Source organism: Streptomyces sp. NPDC017056 (assembly GCF_044332485.1).
GTDB lineage: Bacteria > Actinomycetota > Actinomycetes > Streptomycetales > Streptomycetaceae > Streptomyces.
The window spans coordinates 150,982-166,817 of sequence record NZ_JBIRPD010000004.1 but is presented as its reverse complement, the minus strand read 5'-3'; the positions used below and the strand labels follow the sequence as shown (position 1 = coordinate 166,817).

At 73.7% G+C, this 15,836-nt stretch carries 17 protein-coding genes; 8 read left to right on the top strand and 9 right to left on the bottom strand.

The window, feature by feature from the left end; genetic code table 11:
* Positions 1-72: 72 nt before the first annotated feature.
* The 3 genes from ACH4OW_RS09195 (at position 73) to ACH4OW_RS09185 (ending at position 2,704) form a co-directional block, all read left to right on the top strand.
* The gene (locus ACH4OW_RS09195; RefSeq protein WP_398026223.1) at positions 73-903 is read left to right on the top strand and encodes an SDR family oxidoreductase; all 831 of its coding nucleotides are present in this window, start codon (positions 73-75) and stop codon (positions 901-903) included.
* Complete coding sequence (locus tag ACH4OW_RS09190) at positions 893-1,843, top strand: SDR family oxidoreductase (protein WP_398026221.1); 951 nt, start codon at positions 893-895, stop codon at positions 1,841-1,843. Before ACH4OW_RS09195 ends, ACH4OW_RS09190 begins: the two co-directional genes overlap by 11 nt.
* A gap of 84 nt (positions 1,844-1,927) precedes the next feature.
* A complete protein-coding gene (locus tag ACH4OW_RS09185) occupies positions 1,928-2,704 on the top strand; it encodes an SDR family oxidoreductase (RefSeq protein WP_360123499.1) in 777 nt (258 codons plus the stop codon).
* Positions 2,705-2,715: 11 nt separating this feature from the next.
* Here ACH4OW_RS09185 and ACH4OW_RS09180 read toward each other — a convergent pair whose 3' ends face one another.
* Complete coding sequence (locus tag ACH4OW_RS09180; RefSeq protein WP_360123496.1) at positions 2,716-3,462, bottom strand: N-acyl homoserine lactonase family protein; 747 nt, start codon at positions 3,460-3,462, stop codon at positions 2,716-2,718.
* A 248-nt stretch (positions 3,463-3,710) separates the two neighbouring features.
* Positions 3,711-4,514, bottom strand: coding sequence for a DeoR/GlpR family DNA-binding transcription regulator (locus tag ACH4OW_RS09175; RefSeq protein WP_398026218.1), 804 nt, complete (start codon positions 4,512-4,514; stop codon positions 3,711-3,713).
* A 273-nt stretch (positions 4,515-4,787) separates the two neighbouring features.
* Here ACH4OW_RS09175 and ACH4OW_RS09170 point away from each other — a divergent pair, with 273 nt between their 5' ends.
* The gene (locus tag ACH4OW_RS09170; protein ID WP_398026216.1) at positions 4,788-5,909 is read left to right on the top strand and encodes a hypothetical protein; all 1,122 of its coding nucleotides are present in this window, start codon (positions 4,788-4,790) and stop codon (positions 5,907-5,909) included.
* A gap of 49 nt (positions 5,910-5,958) precedes the next feature.
* On the opposite strand, the gene ACH4OW_RS09165 is transcribed toward ACH4OW_RS09170, so the two are convergent.
* Positions 5,959-6,843 (bottom strand): class II fructose-bisphosphate aldolase, encoded by an 885-nt coding sequence (locus ACH4OW_RS09165; protein WP_398026214.1) that lies wholly within the window; start codon positions 6,841-6,843, stop codon positions 5,959-5,961.
* Positions 6,844-7,274: 431 nt separating this feature from the next.
* Complete coding sequence (locus tag ACH4OW_RS09160) at positions 7,275-8,189, bottom strand: SIS domain-containing protein (protein WP_360123484.1); 915 nt, start codon at positions 8,187-8,189, stop codon at positions 7,275-7,277.
* Between the two features lie 337 nt (positions 8,190-8,526).
* On the opposite strand from ACH4OW_RS09160, the gene ACH4OW_RS09155 reads away from it, so the two are divergent.
* On the top strand, positions 8,527-9,930 hold the full coding sequence (locus ACH4OW_RS09155; protein WP_398026212.1) for a sugar porter family MFS transporter: 1,404 nt from the start codon (positions 8,527-8,529) through the stop codon (positions 9,928-9,930).
* Positions 9,931-10,086: 156 nt separating this feature from the next.
* The gene (locus ACH4OW_RS09150; RefSeq protein ID WP_398026210.1) at positions 10,087-10,920 is read left to right on the top strand and encodes a nucleotidyltransferase domain-containing protein; all 834 of its coding nucleotides are present in this window, start codon (positions 10,087-10,089) and stop codon (positions 10,918-10,920) included.
* 16 nt (positions 10,921-10,936) lie between these two features.
* Here the strand turns inward: ACH4OW_RS09150 and ACH4OW_RS09145 are convergent, their stop codons facing one another.
* The 4 genes from ACH4OW_RS09145 to ACH4OW_RS09130 all read right to left on the bottom strand — a co-directional run bounded on the left by ACH4OW_RS09145 (position 10,937) and on the right by ACH4OW_RS09130 (position 13,626).
* Positions 10,937-11,236, bottom strand: a complete 300-nt coding sequence (locus ACH4OW_RS09145) for a YciI family protein (protein ID WP_398026208.1) — start codon at positions 11,234-11,236, stop codon at positions 10,937-10,939.
* A gap of 129 nt (positions 11,237-11,365) precedes the next feature.
* Positions 11,366-11,899, bottom strand: a complete 534-nt coding sequence (locus ACH4OW_RS09140) for a hypothetical protein (protein WP_398026206.1) — start codon at positions 11,897-11,899, stop codon at positions 11,366-11,368.
* 315 nt (positions 11,900-12,214) lie between these two features.
* On the bottom strand, positions 12,215-12,430 hold the full coding sequence (locus ACH4OW_RS09135; protein WP_360123469.1) for a ferredoxin: 216 nt from the start codon (positions 12,428-12,430) through the stop codon (positions 12,215-12,217).
* Between the two features lie 5 nt (positions 12,431-12,435).
* Positions 12,436-13,626: a cytochrome P450 gene (locus tag ACH4OW_RS09130; protein WP_360123466.1), complete on the bottom strand. Its 1,191-nt coding sequence runs from the start codon at positions 13,624-13,626 to the stop codon at positions 12,436-12,438.
* Between the two features lie 95 nt (positions 13,627-13,721).
* Between ACH4OW_RS09130 and ACH4OW_RS09125 the strand changes: the two genes are divergently transcribed.
* Entirely contained in the window at positions 13,722-14,357 is a 636-nt protein-coding gene (locus ACH4OW_RS09125) for a TetR family transcriptional regulator (protein WP_398026203.1), read from the top strand.
* A gap of 6 nt (positions 14,358-14,363) precedes the next feature.
* Here the strand turns inward: ACH4OW_RS09125 and ACH4OW_RS09120 are convergent, their stop codons facing one another.
* Positions 14,364-14,921 (bottom strand): GNAT family N-acetyltransferase, encoded by a 558-nt coding sequence (locus ACH4OW_RS09120; protein WP_398026201.1) that lies wholly within the window; start codon positions 14,919-14,921, stop codon positions 14,364-14,366.
* 113 nt (positions 14,922-15,034) lie between these two features.
* On the opposite strand from ACH4OW_RS09120, the gene ACH4OW_RS09115 reads away from it, so the two are divergent.
* On the top strand, positions 15,035-15,793 hold the full coding sequence (locus tag ACH4OW_RS09115) for an endonuclease V (protein WP_398026199.1): 759 nt from the start codon (positions 15,035-15,037) through the stop codon (positions 15,791-15,793).
* Positions 15,794-15,836: the final 43 nt, after the last annotated feature.

Sequence of the window (15,836 nt, the reverse complement as noted above, 5' to 3'; positions counted from 1 at the left end):
AACGTTTGTTAGGTGCCGGCTGCCTGAGAAGGTAGCAGCGCGGCGCGCCCAGCGGGAGTCCGGAGGTGCCGATTGGCGCTCAGCATCGACCTGTCGGGGCGCGTCGCCGTCGTCACCGGCGGCACCCGGGGCGTCGGCGCGGGCATCACCCGGGCCCTGCTCACGGCCGGCGCGCGGGTCGTCGCCTGCGCACGCCGCCCGCCGGAACGGCCGGTCGCGGCGGCGGACGGGCGCACCGCCGCCTTCGAACCGGTGGACGTGCGCGACCCGGACGCGGTCACCGCCTGCCTCGACCGCGTACGGGCCCGCCACGGACGCCTCGACGTCCTCGTCAACAACGCGGGCGGCACGCCGTACCGCCTGCTCGGCGACTCGTCGCCCCAACAGGCCGCCAGAGTCCTGGAACTCAACCTGACCGCGCCGCTGACCGTGTCCCTCGCGGCGCGCGCCGTCATGGCGCGGCAGGAGACCGGCGGTTCGATCATCATGATCGGCAGCGTCAGCGGCACCCGCCCCTCACCCGGCACCGCCGCCTACGGAGCCGCCAAGGCGGGCCTGGAGAACCTCGCCCGCACCATGGCCGTCGAATGGGCCCCGCACATCCGCGTCAACACCCTCGTCCTCGGCATGGTCCGCACCGAACTCTCCCACCTGCACTACGGCGACGCGGACGGACTCGCCGCCGTCGGCCGCACCGTCCCGCTCGGCCGGCTCGCGACGCCCGGCGAAGTCGGCGAACTGTGCGCCTTCCTGGCGAGCGACCGGTGCGCGTACGTGAGCGGCGCGAGCCTCACCGTGCACGGCGGCGGCGAACGCCCGGCCTTCCTGGAAGCGGCCGGGCGACCTCCCGACACCCCGGCCCCACCCCGAACAGCCGACCCGGAGGACGCAGATGAACGATGACCACCCGACCCCCGGCCCCTCCGCCGGCCTCTGCGCAGGGCGCGTGGTGGCCGTCACCGGCGCCGGCCGCGGCCTGGGCCGGGCCCACGCCCTGGCCTTCGCCGCCGAGGGCGCCCGCGTCGTCGTCAACGACCTCGGCGTGCGGCCGGACGGCACCGCGGGCGAACGAGCGGGCGGCCCCGCCGACGAGGTCGTCGCGGAGATCCGCGCGGCGGGCGGCGAGGCGGTCGCCCACGGCGGGGACATCGCCACGGCACACGGCGCCGCCTCGCTCGTCGCCACCGCCCTCGACACCTACGGACGCCTGGACACCCTGGTCAACAACGCGGGCTTCGTCCGCGACCGGATGCTGGTGAACCTGACCGAGGACGAGTGGGACGCCGTCGTACGCGTCCACCTCAAAGGCCACTTCCTGCCGCTCCGGCACGCCGCGGCGCACTGGCGCGCGGAGGCGAAGGCAGGCCGCCCGCCGCGCGCCCGCGTCGTCAACACCACTTCGGGGGCGGGCCTGCTGGGCAGCGTCGGCCAGGGCAACTACTCCGCCGCCAAGGCGGGCGTCCTCGGCCTGACCCTCGTGGCCGCCGCCGAACTGGGCCGCTACGGAATCCAGGTCAACGCCGTCGCACCGGCCGCCCGCACCCGCATGACCGAGCGGGCCTTCGCCGAGAGCATGGCGGCGCCGGCGGACGGCGCCTTCGACGCGATGGCACCGGACAACGTCTCCCCGCTCGTCGTCTGGCTCGGATCCACCGCCTCACAGGGCGTCACCGGCCGCGTCTTCGAAGCCGAAGGGGGACGCATCACCGTCATGGAAGGCTGGCGCCGGGGCCCCACCGACGACAAGCGCACCCGCCGGACTCCGGCCGAAGCAGGCCAAACCGCCCGCGAACTCCTCTCGGCGGCCACTCCACCCGAACCGGTGTACGGGGCACAGAGGTAGGTTGACGAGGCCCGCGCCCCGTACCGGACGAGTCCTGCGTCCGTACCGGCCGACCTGTTCGACCCCGCCCCCGAGGAGCCGACCATGCCCCGTACCTGCCTCGTCACCGGAGCGGCCTCCGGCATAGGCCGGGCCACCGCCGACCGCCTCCGCTCGGCAGGGCACACCGTGCTCGGCGCCGACCTGCAGGACGCCGACATCCGCGCGGACCTCGCCACCGCCGAGGGCCGCGCCGAACTGGTCGCACGCGCCGGGGAGCTGACGGGCGGCCGGCTCGACGCGGTGATCGCCTGCGCCGGAATCGCCGCCTTCGACCCGCTCACCGTCAAGGTCAACCACTTCGGCGCGGTGGCCACCCTAGAGGGACTGCGCCCGCTGCTCGCCGCGGGCACCGACCCGCGCGCGGTCGTCGTCTCCTCGGTGGCCTCCGTGCACCCGTGCGACCCCGCCATCGTCGACGCCGCGCTGGCCGGGGACGAGCCGGCGGCGGTCGCCGCGGCGCAGGCCGCCGTCGACCGCGGCGAGGGGTACCTCGTCTACGGCTCCTCGAAGGCCGCCCTCGCGCGGTGGGTCCGCCGCGCCGCGCCCACCGACGGCTGGGCGGGCGCCGGCATCCCGCTCAACGGCGTCGCGCCTGGCACCGTCGTCACCCCCATGACCGCACCCATGCTCGCCGACCCCGACACACGCCGCGTCGTCGACGCCAGTGTGCCGATGCCGCTGCACGGCCACGCACGCCCCGAACAGGCCGCCCCGCTGCTGACATGGCTGGCGTCGCCCGAGAACTCGCACGTCACCGGCCAGATCGTCTTCATCGACGGCGGCGCCGACGCCGTCCTGCGCGGCGACGGCACCTGGTAGCCGCGCGGCCGCTACCGGCATTCGGACGGCTCCCACACCGAACAGTCGTGGGCGAACAGCACCCGGCGCGGACCGAAGGCGGCCAGCCGCTCCAGCCACGGCCGGCAGGAGGGGAGCGGGGCGGCCACGCCGTCCAGGGCGGCCCGGCGGGCCAGGTGCTCCGCCGCGAAGTCCGAGGCCCGGTCGTGGGCCTGCCCGGCGAGGACGACGGTGCCGCCGGGCCGCTCGACGACGAGCGACTGGTGCCCCTCGGTGTGCCCCGGTGTCGGTACGACGCGGACGCCGGGCCACACCTCGGCCTCGCCGTGGAGTTCCTCGTAGACGACACCGGGGAAGTCGACGAGCGCGTCGACGGTGTAGCCGTCCTGGCGGGCCAGGGCCAGTTCCGTCGCCTGCACCAGAATGGTCCGGCCGCTCAGCAGCGGATTGCCGCCGCAGTGGTCGAAGTGGAGGTGGCAGTTGACCACCAGGGTGACGTCCGCGAGCCGGTGCCCGGCCGCGGCCAGCGCCGCCTCCAGGGACCTGCGCCGCGGCCGGTAGTGCGCCTCGGTACCGGGGTCGGCGGCGCCGATCCCCGTGTCGAAGAGCAGCAACCCGGCGTCGTGCCGCACCAGATAGGCGAGCACCGGCTCCACCCGGGGCTCCGGACCGCCCGTCTCGGACGGAGGACGTACGAAGTAGCCGAGATCAAGCCTGCGAATCCCCCGCACCGGAGCGTTCGCGGCGGATTTTCCCCGTGCTGCGTTCCCGATAGCCATCCGCCCATCGTGAGCCGACGCCCCACGCCACGCGGGGGTGTCCGCCGAGAGCGGACGGGGCGAGCGGGAGGGGGTGGGGCGGGTGGGAGTGGAGGGGGCGCGCAGGCGTGGAGGGGGCGGGCGGGCGTGGAGGGGCGGGTGGGAGCGGACGGGGCGCGCAGGCGTGGAGGGGGCGGGCGGGGGCGGGCGTTCGGGGGCGCGTACCGCGGTTCTTCGCCTCCCGCGCCTCCCGCGCCTCCCGCCCCCGCTCAGTCGTGCGCTGCCGTTCTGGCGGCTACCACCCGCAGGCCCCGTTCGCCGAACTCCCGCCGTACGGCTTCCTTCGCGCCGCTGTCGGTAATGAGGGTGTCGAACACGTCGGCGTCACCGACCCGCGCGAAACAGCGCTCGCCGATCTTCGAGGAGTCGGCGACGACCACCGCGCGCTGCGCCCGCTCGGCCATCAGCCGGTTGACCCGGGCCTCCGCCTCGTCGTGCACGGTGGCGCCCAGCACCGGGTCTATCCCGTTGGCGCCGATGAAGGCGATGTCCACGGAGATCTGCTGGAGCACCAGCTCGCTGAACGGGCCGACCAGTTCGAAGGACCTGGAGTGCGCCACCCCGCCGGTCAGCACGATCTTGATCTGCGGCCGCACCGCGAGCTCGTTGGCGATGTTCAGGGAGTTGGTGACGATGGTCAGATGCGGCTGCGGGCCCGCCTCGGCGAAGTCCGGGCGAGTGGCCAGCACCCGCGCGATCTCCGTGGTCGTGGTGCCGCCGCTCAGGCCGACCACGTCCCCGCGCTCGACCAGCTTCGCGGCGGCCTGCGCCACCGCCTCCTTCTCGTCGGCGCGGTGCGCCCGCTTGTAACGGATGGGCAGGTCGTACGCCACCGAGCTGAGCACGGCGCCGCCCCGGGTGCGGGTCAGCAGCTGCTGGTCGGCGAGGGCGTCCATGTCGCGCCGCATCGTCGCGGCCGATACCTCCAGCTTGGTCGCGGCCTCCTCGACCTCCACCCGGCCGCGTTCGCCGAGCAGCTCAAGGAGGGCGTTCATCCGTTCATGGCGGTTCATGGCGCGAGCCTAAGTCCTTTCCGGCGGCCTACGTGATATCCGGTGGGCCCCGTGCCCGAGGGTGGCGCGCAAACGCTTACGCGTTGAGTGCCGCGCCGAGGCAACCTCGTACGGCGCCCGTGCATCCTCCTCCCCGACGGTGCGGAACGCCGACACCGCGTACCCACCGCGCACGGGGCCGTCCACGCCCTGGCCGGGACCGGCAGGGCCCCGGGCCCCGCCCCGGCCCCTGCCCGCACCGAGCCCGATACCCCCGATACCGAGGAACCGCGCATGCACGACGCCCGTGACGCCCATGTCGCCCGTGACGCTCACGACAACCACGATGCCCGCGACGTCCGCGACGGACTGCGGACCGAGTTCGAGGCCGGCCCCGACGCCGCCGACCGGCTCTCCGACGAACTGCTCGCTCTCCTCGGAGTCACCGGCACGGAAGAGGCAGAAGAGGCAAAAGAGGTAGGAGGGACAGAAGAGGCAGAAGGGGCGGAGGAGTCGAAAGCGGTTGAGCGGGGCGCGGCGCCGGAGGCGGCCGGGGCGGGCGACGAGGACGGGGAGGACAAGGAGGACAAGGAGGACGGGGAGTGGCCGAAGTCGGTCGGCGCGGTGGCCGTCCGGCGGGACGGCGTACTGGTCGGCCTGGGCAACCTCGTACAGCCCGTCGACGACGAGCCGATCGCCTGCCTGGACGCCACCTTCGTGGAGCTGGAACGCCACCGGCTGGCCACCGGACGCTACCCGGCCGACCTCACCGGCCCCGGCTCCCCGGAGGACGCCGCGCTGATGGAGCGGCTGCTGTCCGCCGCCGCCCCGCAGGCCCGCGCGCTCGGCTTCACCTCGCTGGAGTGGAGCGGGCTGGACACCGGCACGGGGGGCCGTGCCGCGGCCGCCGTGGGCGCTGAGGTGGTCGCCGTACTCGGCCGGTACTGGACCGTGCCGCTCGACTCCTGGCAGCCCCCGCGCGACCTGCCGCCGCTGGACGTACGCCGCGCTCCGCACCCGCTGCCGGCCGACGTCGTGGAGCGGTACCTCGGCCTCTACACCGCGGCCAACCCGGAGGCGTACTGGGTCGCCGACGAGCTGGCGGACTACCTCGCGGGCAGCGGGGACGACACCCTGCTCGTCCACGCGCAGACCGCGGACGGCACGGTGACCGCCCAGCTCGGCGCGGTGGTCGAAGGGCACCTGGCGTACGCCGACGAACCCGTCCACCTCGACTCCGGCCCGCGGTACCTCCTCGCCCTCCTCGACCACCTGGTCACCTGCCTGCGGGCCGAGCACCCCGCCGTGACCGGCCTGGTCGTCCAGGAGCTGGACGACCAGGCGACCGCCGAAGCCCTCGCCGGCGCCGGCGCCGAGGTCACCACGCAGTGGCAGGCGTACAAGCTCCCCCTCTGACCCGCCGCCGTCCGCGGCCCTCATCCCTCACCCCTCATCCCTCACCACCTCACCCCTGCACGGTCGTCTCCGCGGCCGCCTGCTGGCCGGGGACCGTCGTCGGTGCGCCCAGCACGCCGAGGAGCCGCGCGGCTTCCCGGGCCACCGCCTCCCGCGCCGGCTTCACATACTTGCGGGAGTCGACGAGGGCGGGGTCCGCGCCGAGGGTGTCGCGGACGGTGCGGGTGAAGACGGAGACCAGGTGGGTGGAGATATTGATCTTCGTCATGCCGGCGGCGATGGCCCGGCGCAGCTCGTCGTCGGGCACCCCCGAGGAGCCGTGCAGCACCAGCGGCACCGGCAGCTTCTCGTACAGGGCCGCGATCAGCCGCTTGTCCAGCACGGCCGTGCGCTCGTGCATCGCGTGGGACGAGCCGACGGCGACGGCCAGCGCGTCCACCTTGGTCGCCCGGACGAACGCCAGCGCCTCGTCGGGGTCGGTACGGGCGCCCGGCGCGTGCACGCCGTCCTTCCCGCCGACCTCGCCGAGCTCGGCCTCCACGTAGGCCCCGCGCTCGTGGCACCAGGCGGTCAGCTCCGCCGTCGCCGCGACGTTCTCCTCGTAGGGGAGGGCCGAGGCGTCCACCATCACCGACTTCACCCCGGCGCCGACGCCCTCGCGCACCAGCGCCGCGTCGGTGATGTGGTCCAGGTGCACGGCGACCCGGGCGGTGGACGCCTCGGCGAGCGCGAGGGTGGCGCGGACGATGGGCAGCAGGCTGCCGTGGTAGCGGACGCAGTTCTCGCTGATGCCCAGGATGACCGGGGAGCCGGTGCGCTCGGCGGCCGTGACGAGCGCTTCGGCGGTCTCCAGGTGGATGACGTTGAACGCCGCGGCGCCGGCCCGCGCCTCACGGGCGGCGGTGACGATCGACGAGGTGGGAACGAGGGGCATGGGGTCCTGACTCCCTTGCGGGCCGTGGTGATTGCCAGCAGCCGGATGGTCGCCGGCAGCTGAGTGAACGTCGGCGGGTGGACGAATGTCGGTAGGTGGTGGTCGCCGGCGGGTGGACGAATGTCGGTAGGTGGTGGTTGCCGGCGGGTGGACGAATGTCGGTAGGTGGTGGTTGCCGGCGGGTGGGCGAATGTCGGTAGGTGGGTGGTCGCCGGCACGTGGGCGAACGCCGGCAGGTGGGGGACGGGACGGCGGGCCGGCGCGCCAGCCCGCCGCAGGCTCCGCCGCCGCGGGCTATCGCGCCGCGGGCCCCGCCACCCCCAGCTATCCCGCCGTGGGCACCGCCGCCGCGGGCTATCCCGCCGTGGGCTCCGCCCCCGTGAGTTATCCCGCCGTGGCCCCGCCGCCCCCGGATACCCGGCTGCCCCCGGCTACCCCGCCGCGGGCTCTGCCGCCGTGAGCATGACCGAGCGGGTCAGGCTGCGCGGGTTGTCGGGGTCCAGGCCGCGGGCGCGGGCCCGCTCCAGGGCGATGCGCTGCACCAGCACCAGATCGGCCAGCGGGTCGCGGTCGTGGTGCACGAACTGCGCGCCGGTCCGCGCGACATCCGCCTCCAGCCCCTCCGGCACCGGGCCGAACACCCAGGTGACGCGGCCGGGGGCCGCTATCGAGATCGGGCCGTGGCGGTACTCCATCGCCGGGTAGGACTCCGTCCAGCTCTGCGACGCCTCCCGCATCTTCAGCGCCGCCTCGTTGGCCAGCCCGAACGTCCAGCCCGTGCCGAGGAACGAGAACTGCTCGGCGTCCACCCACTCCTTGTCCACCGGCGCGGCCAGCGCCTCCTCCGCGTCGCGCACCGCGCCGGACAGGTCCTCGCCGAGGTGGGCCCGCAGCAGGGCCAGCGCCGTCGTCGCGAACCGCGTCTGGACCACGGACTTCTCGTCGGCGAACGGCAGCGTGACGGTCGCGTCCGACAGGCCGGTGGCCGGGGTGCCGGGGTCGCCGAGCACCGTCACGGTCGGGATGCGCCCCTTGACCTGCTCCAGGAGGCGCAGCACCTCGGTCGTGGTCCCGGAGCGGGTGATCGCCACGACGGCGTCGTACGCGCGGCCGGCGCCGAGGAACGCCTCGGAGGCCGCGAAGGCGTCCGTCACGCCTTGCCCGGCGCCCTCGCGCAGCGCCGCGTACGCCTGCGCCATGAACCACGAGGTGCCGCAGCCGACCACGGCGACCCGCTGTCCGGCACGGGGCAGCGGCCCGTCGGCGCCGCCGCCGATCCGTGCCGCCTCCCGCCAGGTGTCCGGCTGGCTGCGCAGCTCCTGCTCCATGTACGAGGTCTCGCTCACGACGCCTCCAGAGTTCCTGCGTGAACTTGCAACAAGTTGCTCGCTTGCAAGCAACTCTACGCACGCCCTGCGGCGTAATCCATCCTTCGTACGAGTGGGACTGCCTCTTGTGCGGGAAGGGATGGGGCGCCAACACGCGTTCTTCGCAGGAGGTATGCAGGGGTTATGCAGGAGGTATGGAGGAGGTGCGGTCACCTAGGGCGACTGTTGACACATGCGTGAAAGGAGTCGAATACTCGCAGGATCACTCAAGCAGCCGCAACGAGGCGGCGGCCGACGGACAGCGCGTCCAGCACGACAAGGCCGTTCCGCCGCCAGTCGTCACAAAGGACTGCCCATGTCCATTGCAACGCGCTCCAAGCAGCCATCACTGCCCGCCCGGGCCCCCCGCCGCACCGGCCGGCTCTTCGCCCTCACCGGTGCCGTCGTCGGCGTCATCTACGGCTACGACACCGGTAGCATCTCCGGCGCCCTGGTGTTCCTGAGCAAGGACTTCCACCTCAGTGACACCGAGAAGGGCCTGGTCAACAGCATCCTGGTGTTCGGCTCGATCCTGGGCGCGCTGATCGGCGGGAAACTCGCCGACGCGCTCGGCCGCAAGGCCGCCATGCTGATCGTCGCGGGCTCGTACACGGTGTTCGTCGTGCTCTCCGCCCTCGCACCGAACGTCGTCGTCCTGGACGCGGTCCGCTTCCTGCTCGGCGTCGCCATCGGTATTTCCATCGTCGCGGCCCCGCTCTACATCGCCGAGTCGACCCCGGCGCGCATCCGCGGCGCGTCCGTGGCCGCCTACCAGGTCGCCACGGTCGCGGGCATCGCCCTCACCTACTTCGTGAACTGGGGGCTCTCCGCGGGCGGCCACTGGCGGCTGATGCTCGGCCTGTCCGCGATCCCGGCCGCGCTCGTGCTGATCCCGCTGTTCCGGCTCCCGGACACGCCCCGCTGGTACGTCCTCAAGGGCCGGATCGAGAAGGCCGTCGAGGTCATGGAGCTGACCGACCCCGACGTCGACCCCCGCGCGGAGACCGAAGCGGTGCGGGCCGCCCTCGCGGCCGAGAGCGGCGGCTCGCTGCGCTCGCTGCTGCGCAAGCCGTACGCCCGCGCCGCGCTCTTCGTCGTCGGGCTCGGCTTCTTCTGCCAGATCACCGGCATCAACGCCGTGACGTACTACAGCCCGCAGATCTTCGAGGAGCTGGGCTTCACCGGCGACGGGCAGAACTTCCTGCTGCCGTCCTTCGTCCAGCTGGCCTCACTGGCCGCGACGGTCCTCGCCATCCTCATCATCGACCGGCTCGGCCGCCGTGTCGTGCTGCTCTCGGGCATCACCACGATGGTGGTCATGCTCGCCGTCCTGTCCGCCGTGTTCGGCTTCGGCGACCCGGAAGGCGCCGCCCTCTGGATCGGCTTCGGCGCCATCCTGCTCTTCACCGCCGCGTTCAACTTCGGCTTCGGCTCCCTGATCTGGGTGTACGCCAGCGAGGCGTTCCCCGCCCAGCTGCGCTCCACCGGCGCGTCGGCGATGCTGACGGCCGACCTGGTCGCGAACCTCCTGATCGCGCAGTTCTTCCCGTCCCTGATGTCCTGGGCGGGCGCCGCCACGACCTTCGCGTGCCTCGGCCTCCTCGCGCTCGGCGCACTCGCCTTCGCCGCGGCCACGGCCCCCGAGACCAAGGGCCGGCACCTCGAAGAGATCCAGGGGTACTGGCTCAACGGCGGCAGCTGGCCGACCCCTGCTCCGTAAGGCCCCTGTTCCCTAGGGCCGGGCCGGTCGCGTACGCTGCCGCCCATGGGCGTTTCCTGATCGGACGGACGAGGTTCGCGGGTGCCGCCCGGCGTGTTGCCGCCGGGCCCGGTGCCTTCTGTCCGTATGCCTTTCCCCGTTCAGGAGATTCCGCCCATGCAGCGCTCCACCGCTTCGCATTCCCCCGCCCTCGACCGCCGTATCGCCCGCCTGCGCGAGCTGGCCGAGGCCGAACCCCGGCTGGAGGGCGTGCTGCTCTACGGCTCGTGGACCCTCGGCGAGGCCGACGCCCACTCGGACATCGAGGCGTACCTGTATATACGGGACGCGCACGCCGAGGACTTCGACGGCCGGGAATTCCTCGGCCGGCTGGCCCCGCTGAAGCTGGCGTACACGAACATGTACGGCATCCTGGCCGTCGTCTTCGACGATCTGATGCGCGGCGAATTCCACCTGGTGGCCGCCGGGCCCGGCATCGAGGAGGTCCCGGCCTGGCGCGGGATGGTGCACCTGCCCGACCCCGGCGCCGCCGTCCTGCTCGACCGCAGTGGCCGGCTGACCGCCGCGGCCGCCCGGCTCGCCGACCCGTGCCCGCCCGAGCCGGGCCCGACGGCCCAGCAGCTCGCCGACGAACTCGCCAACTGGACGCTGATGCTCGCCCATGTCCTAAACCGCGGCGAGACGGCCCGCGCACACGCACTGCTGCACACGGTCGTCGCCCCGCAGCAGCTCCAGCTGTGCCGGTTGCTGCGCGGCTCCACCACACACTGGCTGACCCCCAGCCGCGCTCTGGAACAGGACCTGCCGGCCGTCGACCGCGACCGCTACACCGCGACCACCGCTCCCGCCGTCCTCCCTGCCGTACGGACCGCGGCGCGGCGCAGCTGGCAGTGGAGCCGCGAACTGGCCGGCGAGGCGGCGGCACGCTGGGACACCCGGCTGCCGGCCGTGCTGCACGAGGAGATCGGAGCGCTCCTGGACCGCGGCTGAGCGGCCCGGCACCGCCTCAGGAAGGCAGCTGCTCCTTGTACGCCTCCAGCGCGGGTGCCGTGGTCGTCGCCACGAACTCGGTGATCCGGTAGTCGCACACGCCCGCGAGGGCGAACGGGTCCTCCGCGACGATCGCCTCCGCGGCCGCCCGGTCCGCGACGGACGCGATGATGAGGCCGCCGTCGCGCGGCACCTTGCGCCCGGCGGCGAGGAAGTGCCCGGCGGCGTAGTTCCGCTCCAGCCACTCCACATGGCCGGGCAGGGCGGCGTCGACGCGTTCCAGTGGGGCGGTGTAGGTCAGCTCAAGTACGAACATGCGTGCCATGCTATGCGGCGTCCGCGACGCCGCCCGGCGGCGGCCGCCGCTCCCTGACCGGTCCGGGAGGTGGGGGTCCGGCGGGGCGCGGCGGCCCGTGGCGTCGTCGTATGTGCGGCCGCCGGGCTGTCAGGACTGGTCGTTCTGGCGGCGGCGCAGGAAGTAGGTGCCGCCGATCGCAGCCGTGGCCAGTACCGCGGCGCCCGCGACGATCTCCGTCGTGTTGGAGTCCTCGCTGGTGCCGCCGGCGCCCGTGCGCACCTTGCCGTGCGGCAGCTTGGCGTCGGTCTTGAAGCTGGTGTGCCATGCCGTGCCGTCGGGGCACTTGCCGTCCACGCCCCACGTCGTGTAGCGGCCGACGTGGTTGGGGCCGCCGGAGACCTGGGACGCCACCCGGGCGGTGCCCCGGAACGTGGAGCGTGTCCCCGGGTGCCGGTCCGCGACCCGCTTGAGGTGGATCGTCCCGCTGGCGAAGCCCTGCGAGGTGGCGGCGATGCTCCGGCCCTTGCACGGGTCGCAGGTGACGGTGATCGTGACGGCGCCGCCCGGGCCCACCAGGTGCGGGCTGGCCGAGGCGACGGGCTTGGCGAACGCGGCGCCGGCCGAGAGGCCCAGGGTGGCGACGGTGAGGCCGGAAGCGGCGATGACGCGAGTGGAGCGCATGGTTGATCCTCCGGCAGCGCGGAGGCGGCGCGGGTGCGCCGCGGCAGGATCGGATGGATCCGCGCTGACGCATCCGAGATAAGCCTCGGCGCGCCGCCCCCGCCCGGTGAGGCCGCGTCAGGTAAGGTGCCGCCCCCCGGCGTGTCGCCCCCTGCCGGGCGGCGTCGCGGCAGGTCACTGCGCCGTCCCGCGGCCGGCGAGCTGTCCGTGTGCGGCGGGGGCAGACGGGTGAGGGCGGCCGCGCCGGGTAGGCCGTTCGGTGCCGGGCACGCGCCGCACGGCACGGGAGCCGCCGCCCGGCCCCGTACCGCACTTCTAGGGGCGCGGTCCGACGACCGTGTCGCCGTCCCGGACGAGGATCGCCGCGGCCGGGCAGGAGTCGGCCGCGTCCAGGGCGCGCTCGTCCTCGGGGATCTCCTCGCTCAGCGGCCGGGCGTGCGGCCCGTCCAGGACGAAGAGGTCGGGGGCGATGGCGGCGCACATGCCGGACGCCATGCACTGCTGCCCGTCGATGCCGGCCTTCCAGGTCATCCGGCTCACCACCCCACCGGCATCACGCGCGGGCCGCGGACCAGCATCTGGTCCTTCCACACCACGTCGCCCGCCACGTGCAGCCCGGGGAAGCGGGTGATCAGGGCGATCAGCGCCTCCTGGAGCTCCAGCCGGGCCAACGGCGCCCCGAGGCAGTGGTGCACGCCGTGGCCGAAGCCGAGGTGCTGGTTGCCGTCGCGGGCGATGTTCAGGGTGCCCGGCGCGTCGAAGCGGAGCGCGTCGCGGTTGGCCGCGCCCACGGCGACCAGTACGGGTTCACCCGCGCGTACCAGCGTGCCGCCCACCTCGATGTCCTCGGTGGCGTAGCGGGGGAAGCCGGCGCCGCTGCCCAGCGGGACGAAGCGCAGCAGTTCCTCGACGGCGCCCTTCACGAGCGCGGGGTCCGCGCGCAACCGCTCCAGCTCGCCGGGGTGGTCCAGCAGGGACAGCACGAAGTTGGGGATCTGGGTGGCCGTCGTCTCGTGGCCGGCGACCAGGATGCCGACGCACAGGTCGGTCAGCTCCAGCTCGGACAGCCGGTCGTTCACGTCCCGGGCCTCGATGAGCGCGGTCATGATGTCGTCCCGGGGCTCCGCCCGGTGTTCCGCGATCAACTTCGCCATGTAGGCGCGCAGTTCCTCGCGGTTGGCCTCGAACTCCTCGGCCGTCAGCGAGCTGGTGGACAGCGCCGCGTCGCTCCACTCGCGGAACTTGGGCCGGTCCTCCTCGGGCACGCCGAGCATGCGGCAGATGACGGCGACCGGGATGGGCAGGGCGTAGCGGTCCACGAGGTCGACGGGGGGCCCGGCGGCCTCCAGCTCGTCGACCAGACCGTGCGTCAGCTCGCGTACCCACGGCCGGAGTTTCTCCACCTGGTGGACGGTGAAGGCCTTGGCGACGAGCGTGCGCAGCCGGGTGTGGTCCGGCGGGTCCATGCTCAGGATGCCGCTGTCCCGCTGCCCCTCGGACTGCCGCGGCTCGTCGCGGTTGAGGCCCTCGGCGCGGCTGAAGCGCCGGTCGCCGAGGACCAGCCGGGCGTCGGCGTAGCGGGTGGCGAGCCAGGCCGGTTCGCCGTACGTCATCTGCACCCGGAGTAACCCCGGCTGGTTGCGGACCTGTTCGTAGGTGTCGGACAGGGACAGTCCGTCGGGTTCGTTGAAGGGGTAGGAAAGGGGCGTCGTGCCGGCTGTGGTCACCAGGGCCTCCCACGTGTAAGCAGCTGCTTACAAAGTAGAGGGATCTTCTTGGTACGGTCAACGGTCCTGCACCAGCGCTGGAGAGGAGTACGCGCATGGCCGGGTACGAGCCGGAGGCCGGGCCGGCGAACGCGCCGATAACCGGGTGCGGAACGCGCCGCCGCGGTGCGCAGGGCACCCGGCTGCTGCTCCTGGAGGCGGCGGCCGCGCTGTTCGCCGAGCGCGGCTACGAGCGGGCGACCGTACGCGACATCGCCGAGCGGGCCGGGGTGAACCAGGCCCTGCTCTTCCGCTACTTCGGCTCCAAGAAGGCGCTCTTCGGCGAGGTGGTGGCGCTCGGCGGCCGGGAACAGCTGCACAGCACGCCGCCCGCGGGGCTGTTCGAAGCGGCCCTGCGCGGCATGCTCGGCCACCGCGGGGAGGAGCCGGGGGACCGGGCCCTGGAAACGTTTCTGCGGTCCATCGGCGACAGCGACGAGATCACCACCGCGGTACGCGAGATGGGCGACGACTACGCGCGGGTGCTCGCCACGCTGAGCACCGCCGACGACCGCGGGCTGCGCGCGGACCTCGCCCTCTCCTGGATGCTCGGGATCGGCCTGATGCGGGTGGTCGTCGGCAAGCAGCCGCTGGCCGACGCCGACCCGGACACCGTGTGCGCGCTGGTCACCGGCGCACTCGGCACCCTCCTGGAGGACCTGCCGCCGTCCGCGCCGCCGCCCACCGCGTGAAAAGGCTCAGCGCGCCCGCAGTTCGCGCCACTCCGGGGCGAGCACCGACCAGACCTCCAGGTCGTGGCGTACCCCGCCGCGCGCGTAGCTCTGCCGCAGGATTCCGTCGCGCACCAGGCCCAGCCGCTCGGCCAGCTTGGTGCTCGCGGTGTTGCCCGAGGCCGCCACCCACTCCACGCGGTGGATGCCGCGCTCCTCGACCGCCCAGTCGACGATCACCCGGATCGCGCGGGTGACCAGCCCGCGTCCGACGGCGGTCTCCTCCAGCCAGCAGCCGACCTCGCAGGTGCCGGCGGCGGCGTCGAAGGTGCGGAACAGCACGCCGCCGACCAGCTTGCCGTGCACCCAAATGCCGTACAGCCGGCCGCTGTCGGCCGCCGCCTTGTCCGCGTAGGTCTGCAGGAACGCCCGCGCCGAGCCGAGGTCGGAGCAGACGTCCGCCAGGCCGATGAAGCGGCCGATGTACTCCCGGCCGCGGTCCATGTGCGCGAGGTACTCCTCGGCGTGGTACGGCTCCAGGGGCCGCAGCTCGGCACCGTCGTCGCCCAGCGATATCGCGAACATTCCCGCTCCCCGTTTTTCCGCGCGCTCCGTGATCCGTGATCCGTGCCGCATCGTCGCACATGTGTACCTCGGGCGCCCGGCCATTACCGCCCGTTCGGTACCGTGATCCCACCATGACGAACGACGGCACGATCTCCCTCGAAGACGAGCTGGCCCACTGGCCCACCGGCGAGGCCGAGGCCCTCGCCGTACAGGACCGGCTGCGCACGCACGTACGCCGCGAGCACTCCGGCCCGGAACCCGGCTTCGCGGGCACGCTCGTCGGCGTGGACGTCGCCTACGACGACGAACGCGACCTGGTGGCCGCGGCGGCCGTCGCCCTGGACGCGGTCACGCTCGAAGTCGTCGAGGAGGCCACCGCCGTCGGCCGGGTCGCCTTCCCGTACGTGCCGGGGCTGCTGGCCTTCCGGGAGATCCCCACCGTGCTGGACGCCCTCGGCCGTCTCCGCCGCACGCCGGACCTGGTGGTCTGCGACGGGTACGGGCTCGCGCACCCGCGCCGCTTCGGCCTGGCCAGCCACCTCGGCGTGCTCACCGGCCTGCCCGCCATCGGCGTCGCCAAGAACCCCTTCACGTCCCGGTACGAGCTGCCCGGCGTGGAGCGGGGCGCGTCCTCGCCGCTCCTGGACGGCCGCGGGCCCGGCGGCGGTGCCGGCAGCCCCGGCGAGGCGGAAGAGGAGGAAGTGGTCGGGCGGGTGCTGCGGACGCAGAAGGGCGTGAAGCCGGTGTTCGTGTCCGTGGGCCATCGCGTCGACCTCGACCGGGCCTGCGCCCACACCCTCCACCTCACGCCCAAGTACCGCATCCCGGAGACGACCAGGGCCGCCGACGCGCTGTGCCGCCGCGCCCTGTTGCAGGCGCGCGCAGACTGACGTACCGCCGGCGGCCGCCCGCTCGGACTGCTCGGTCAGGCCG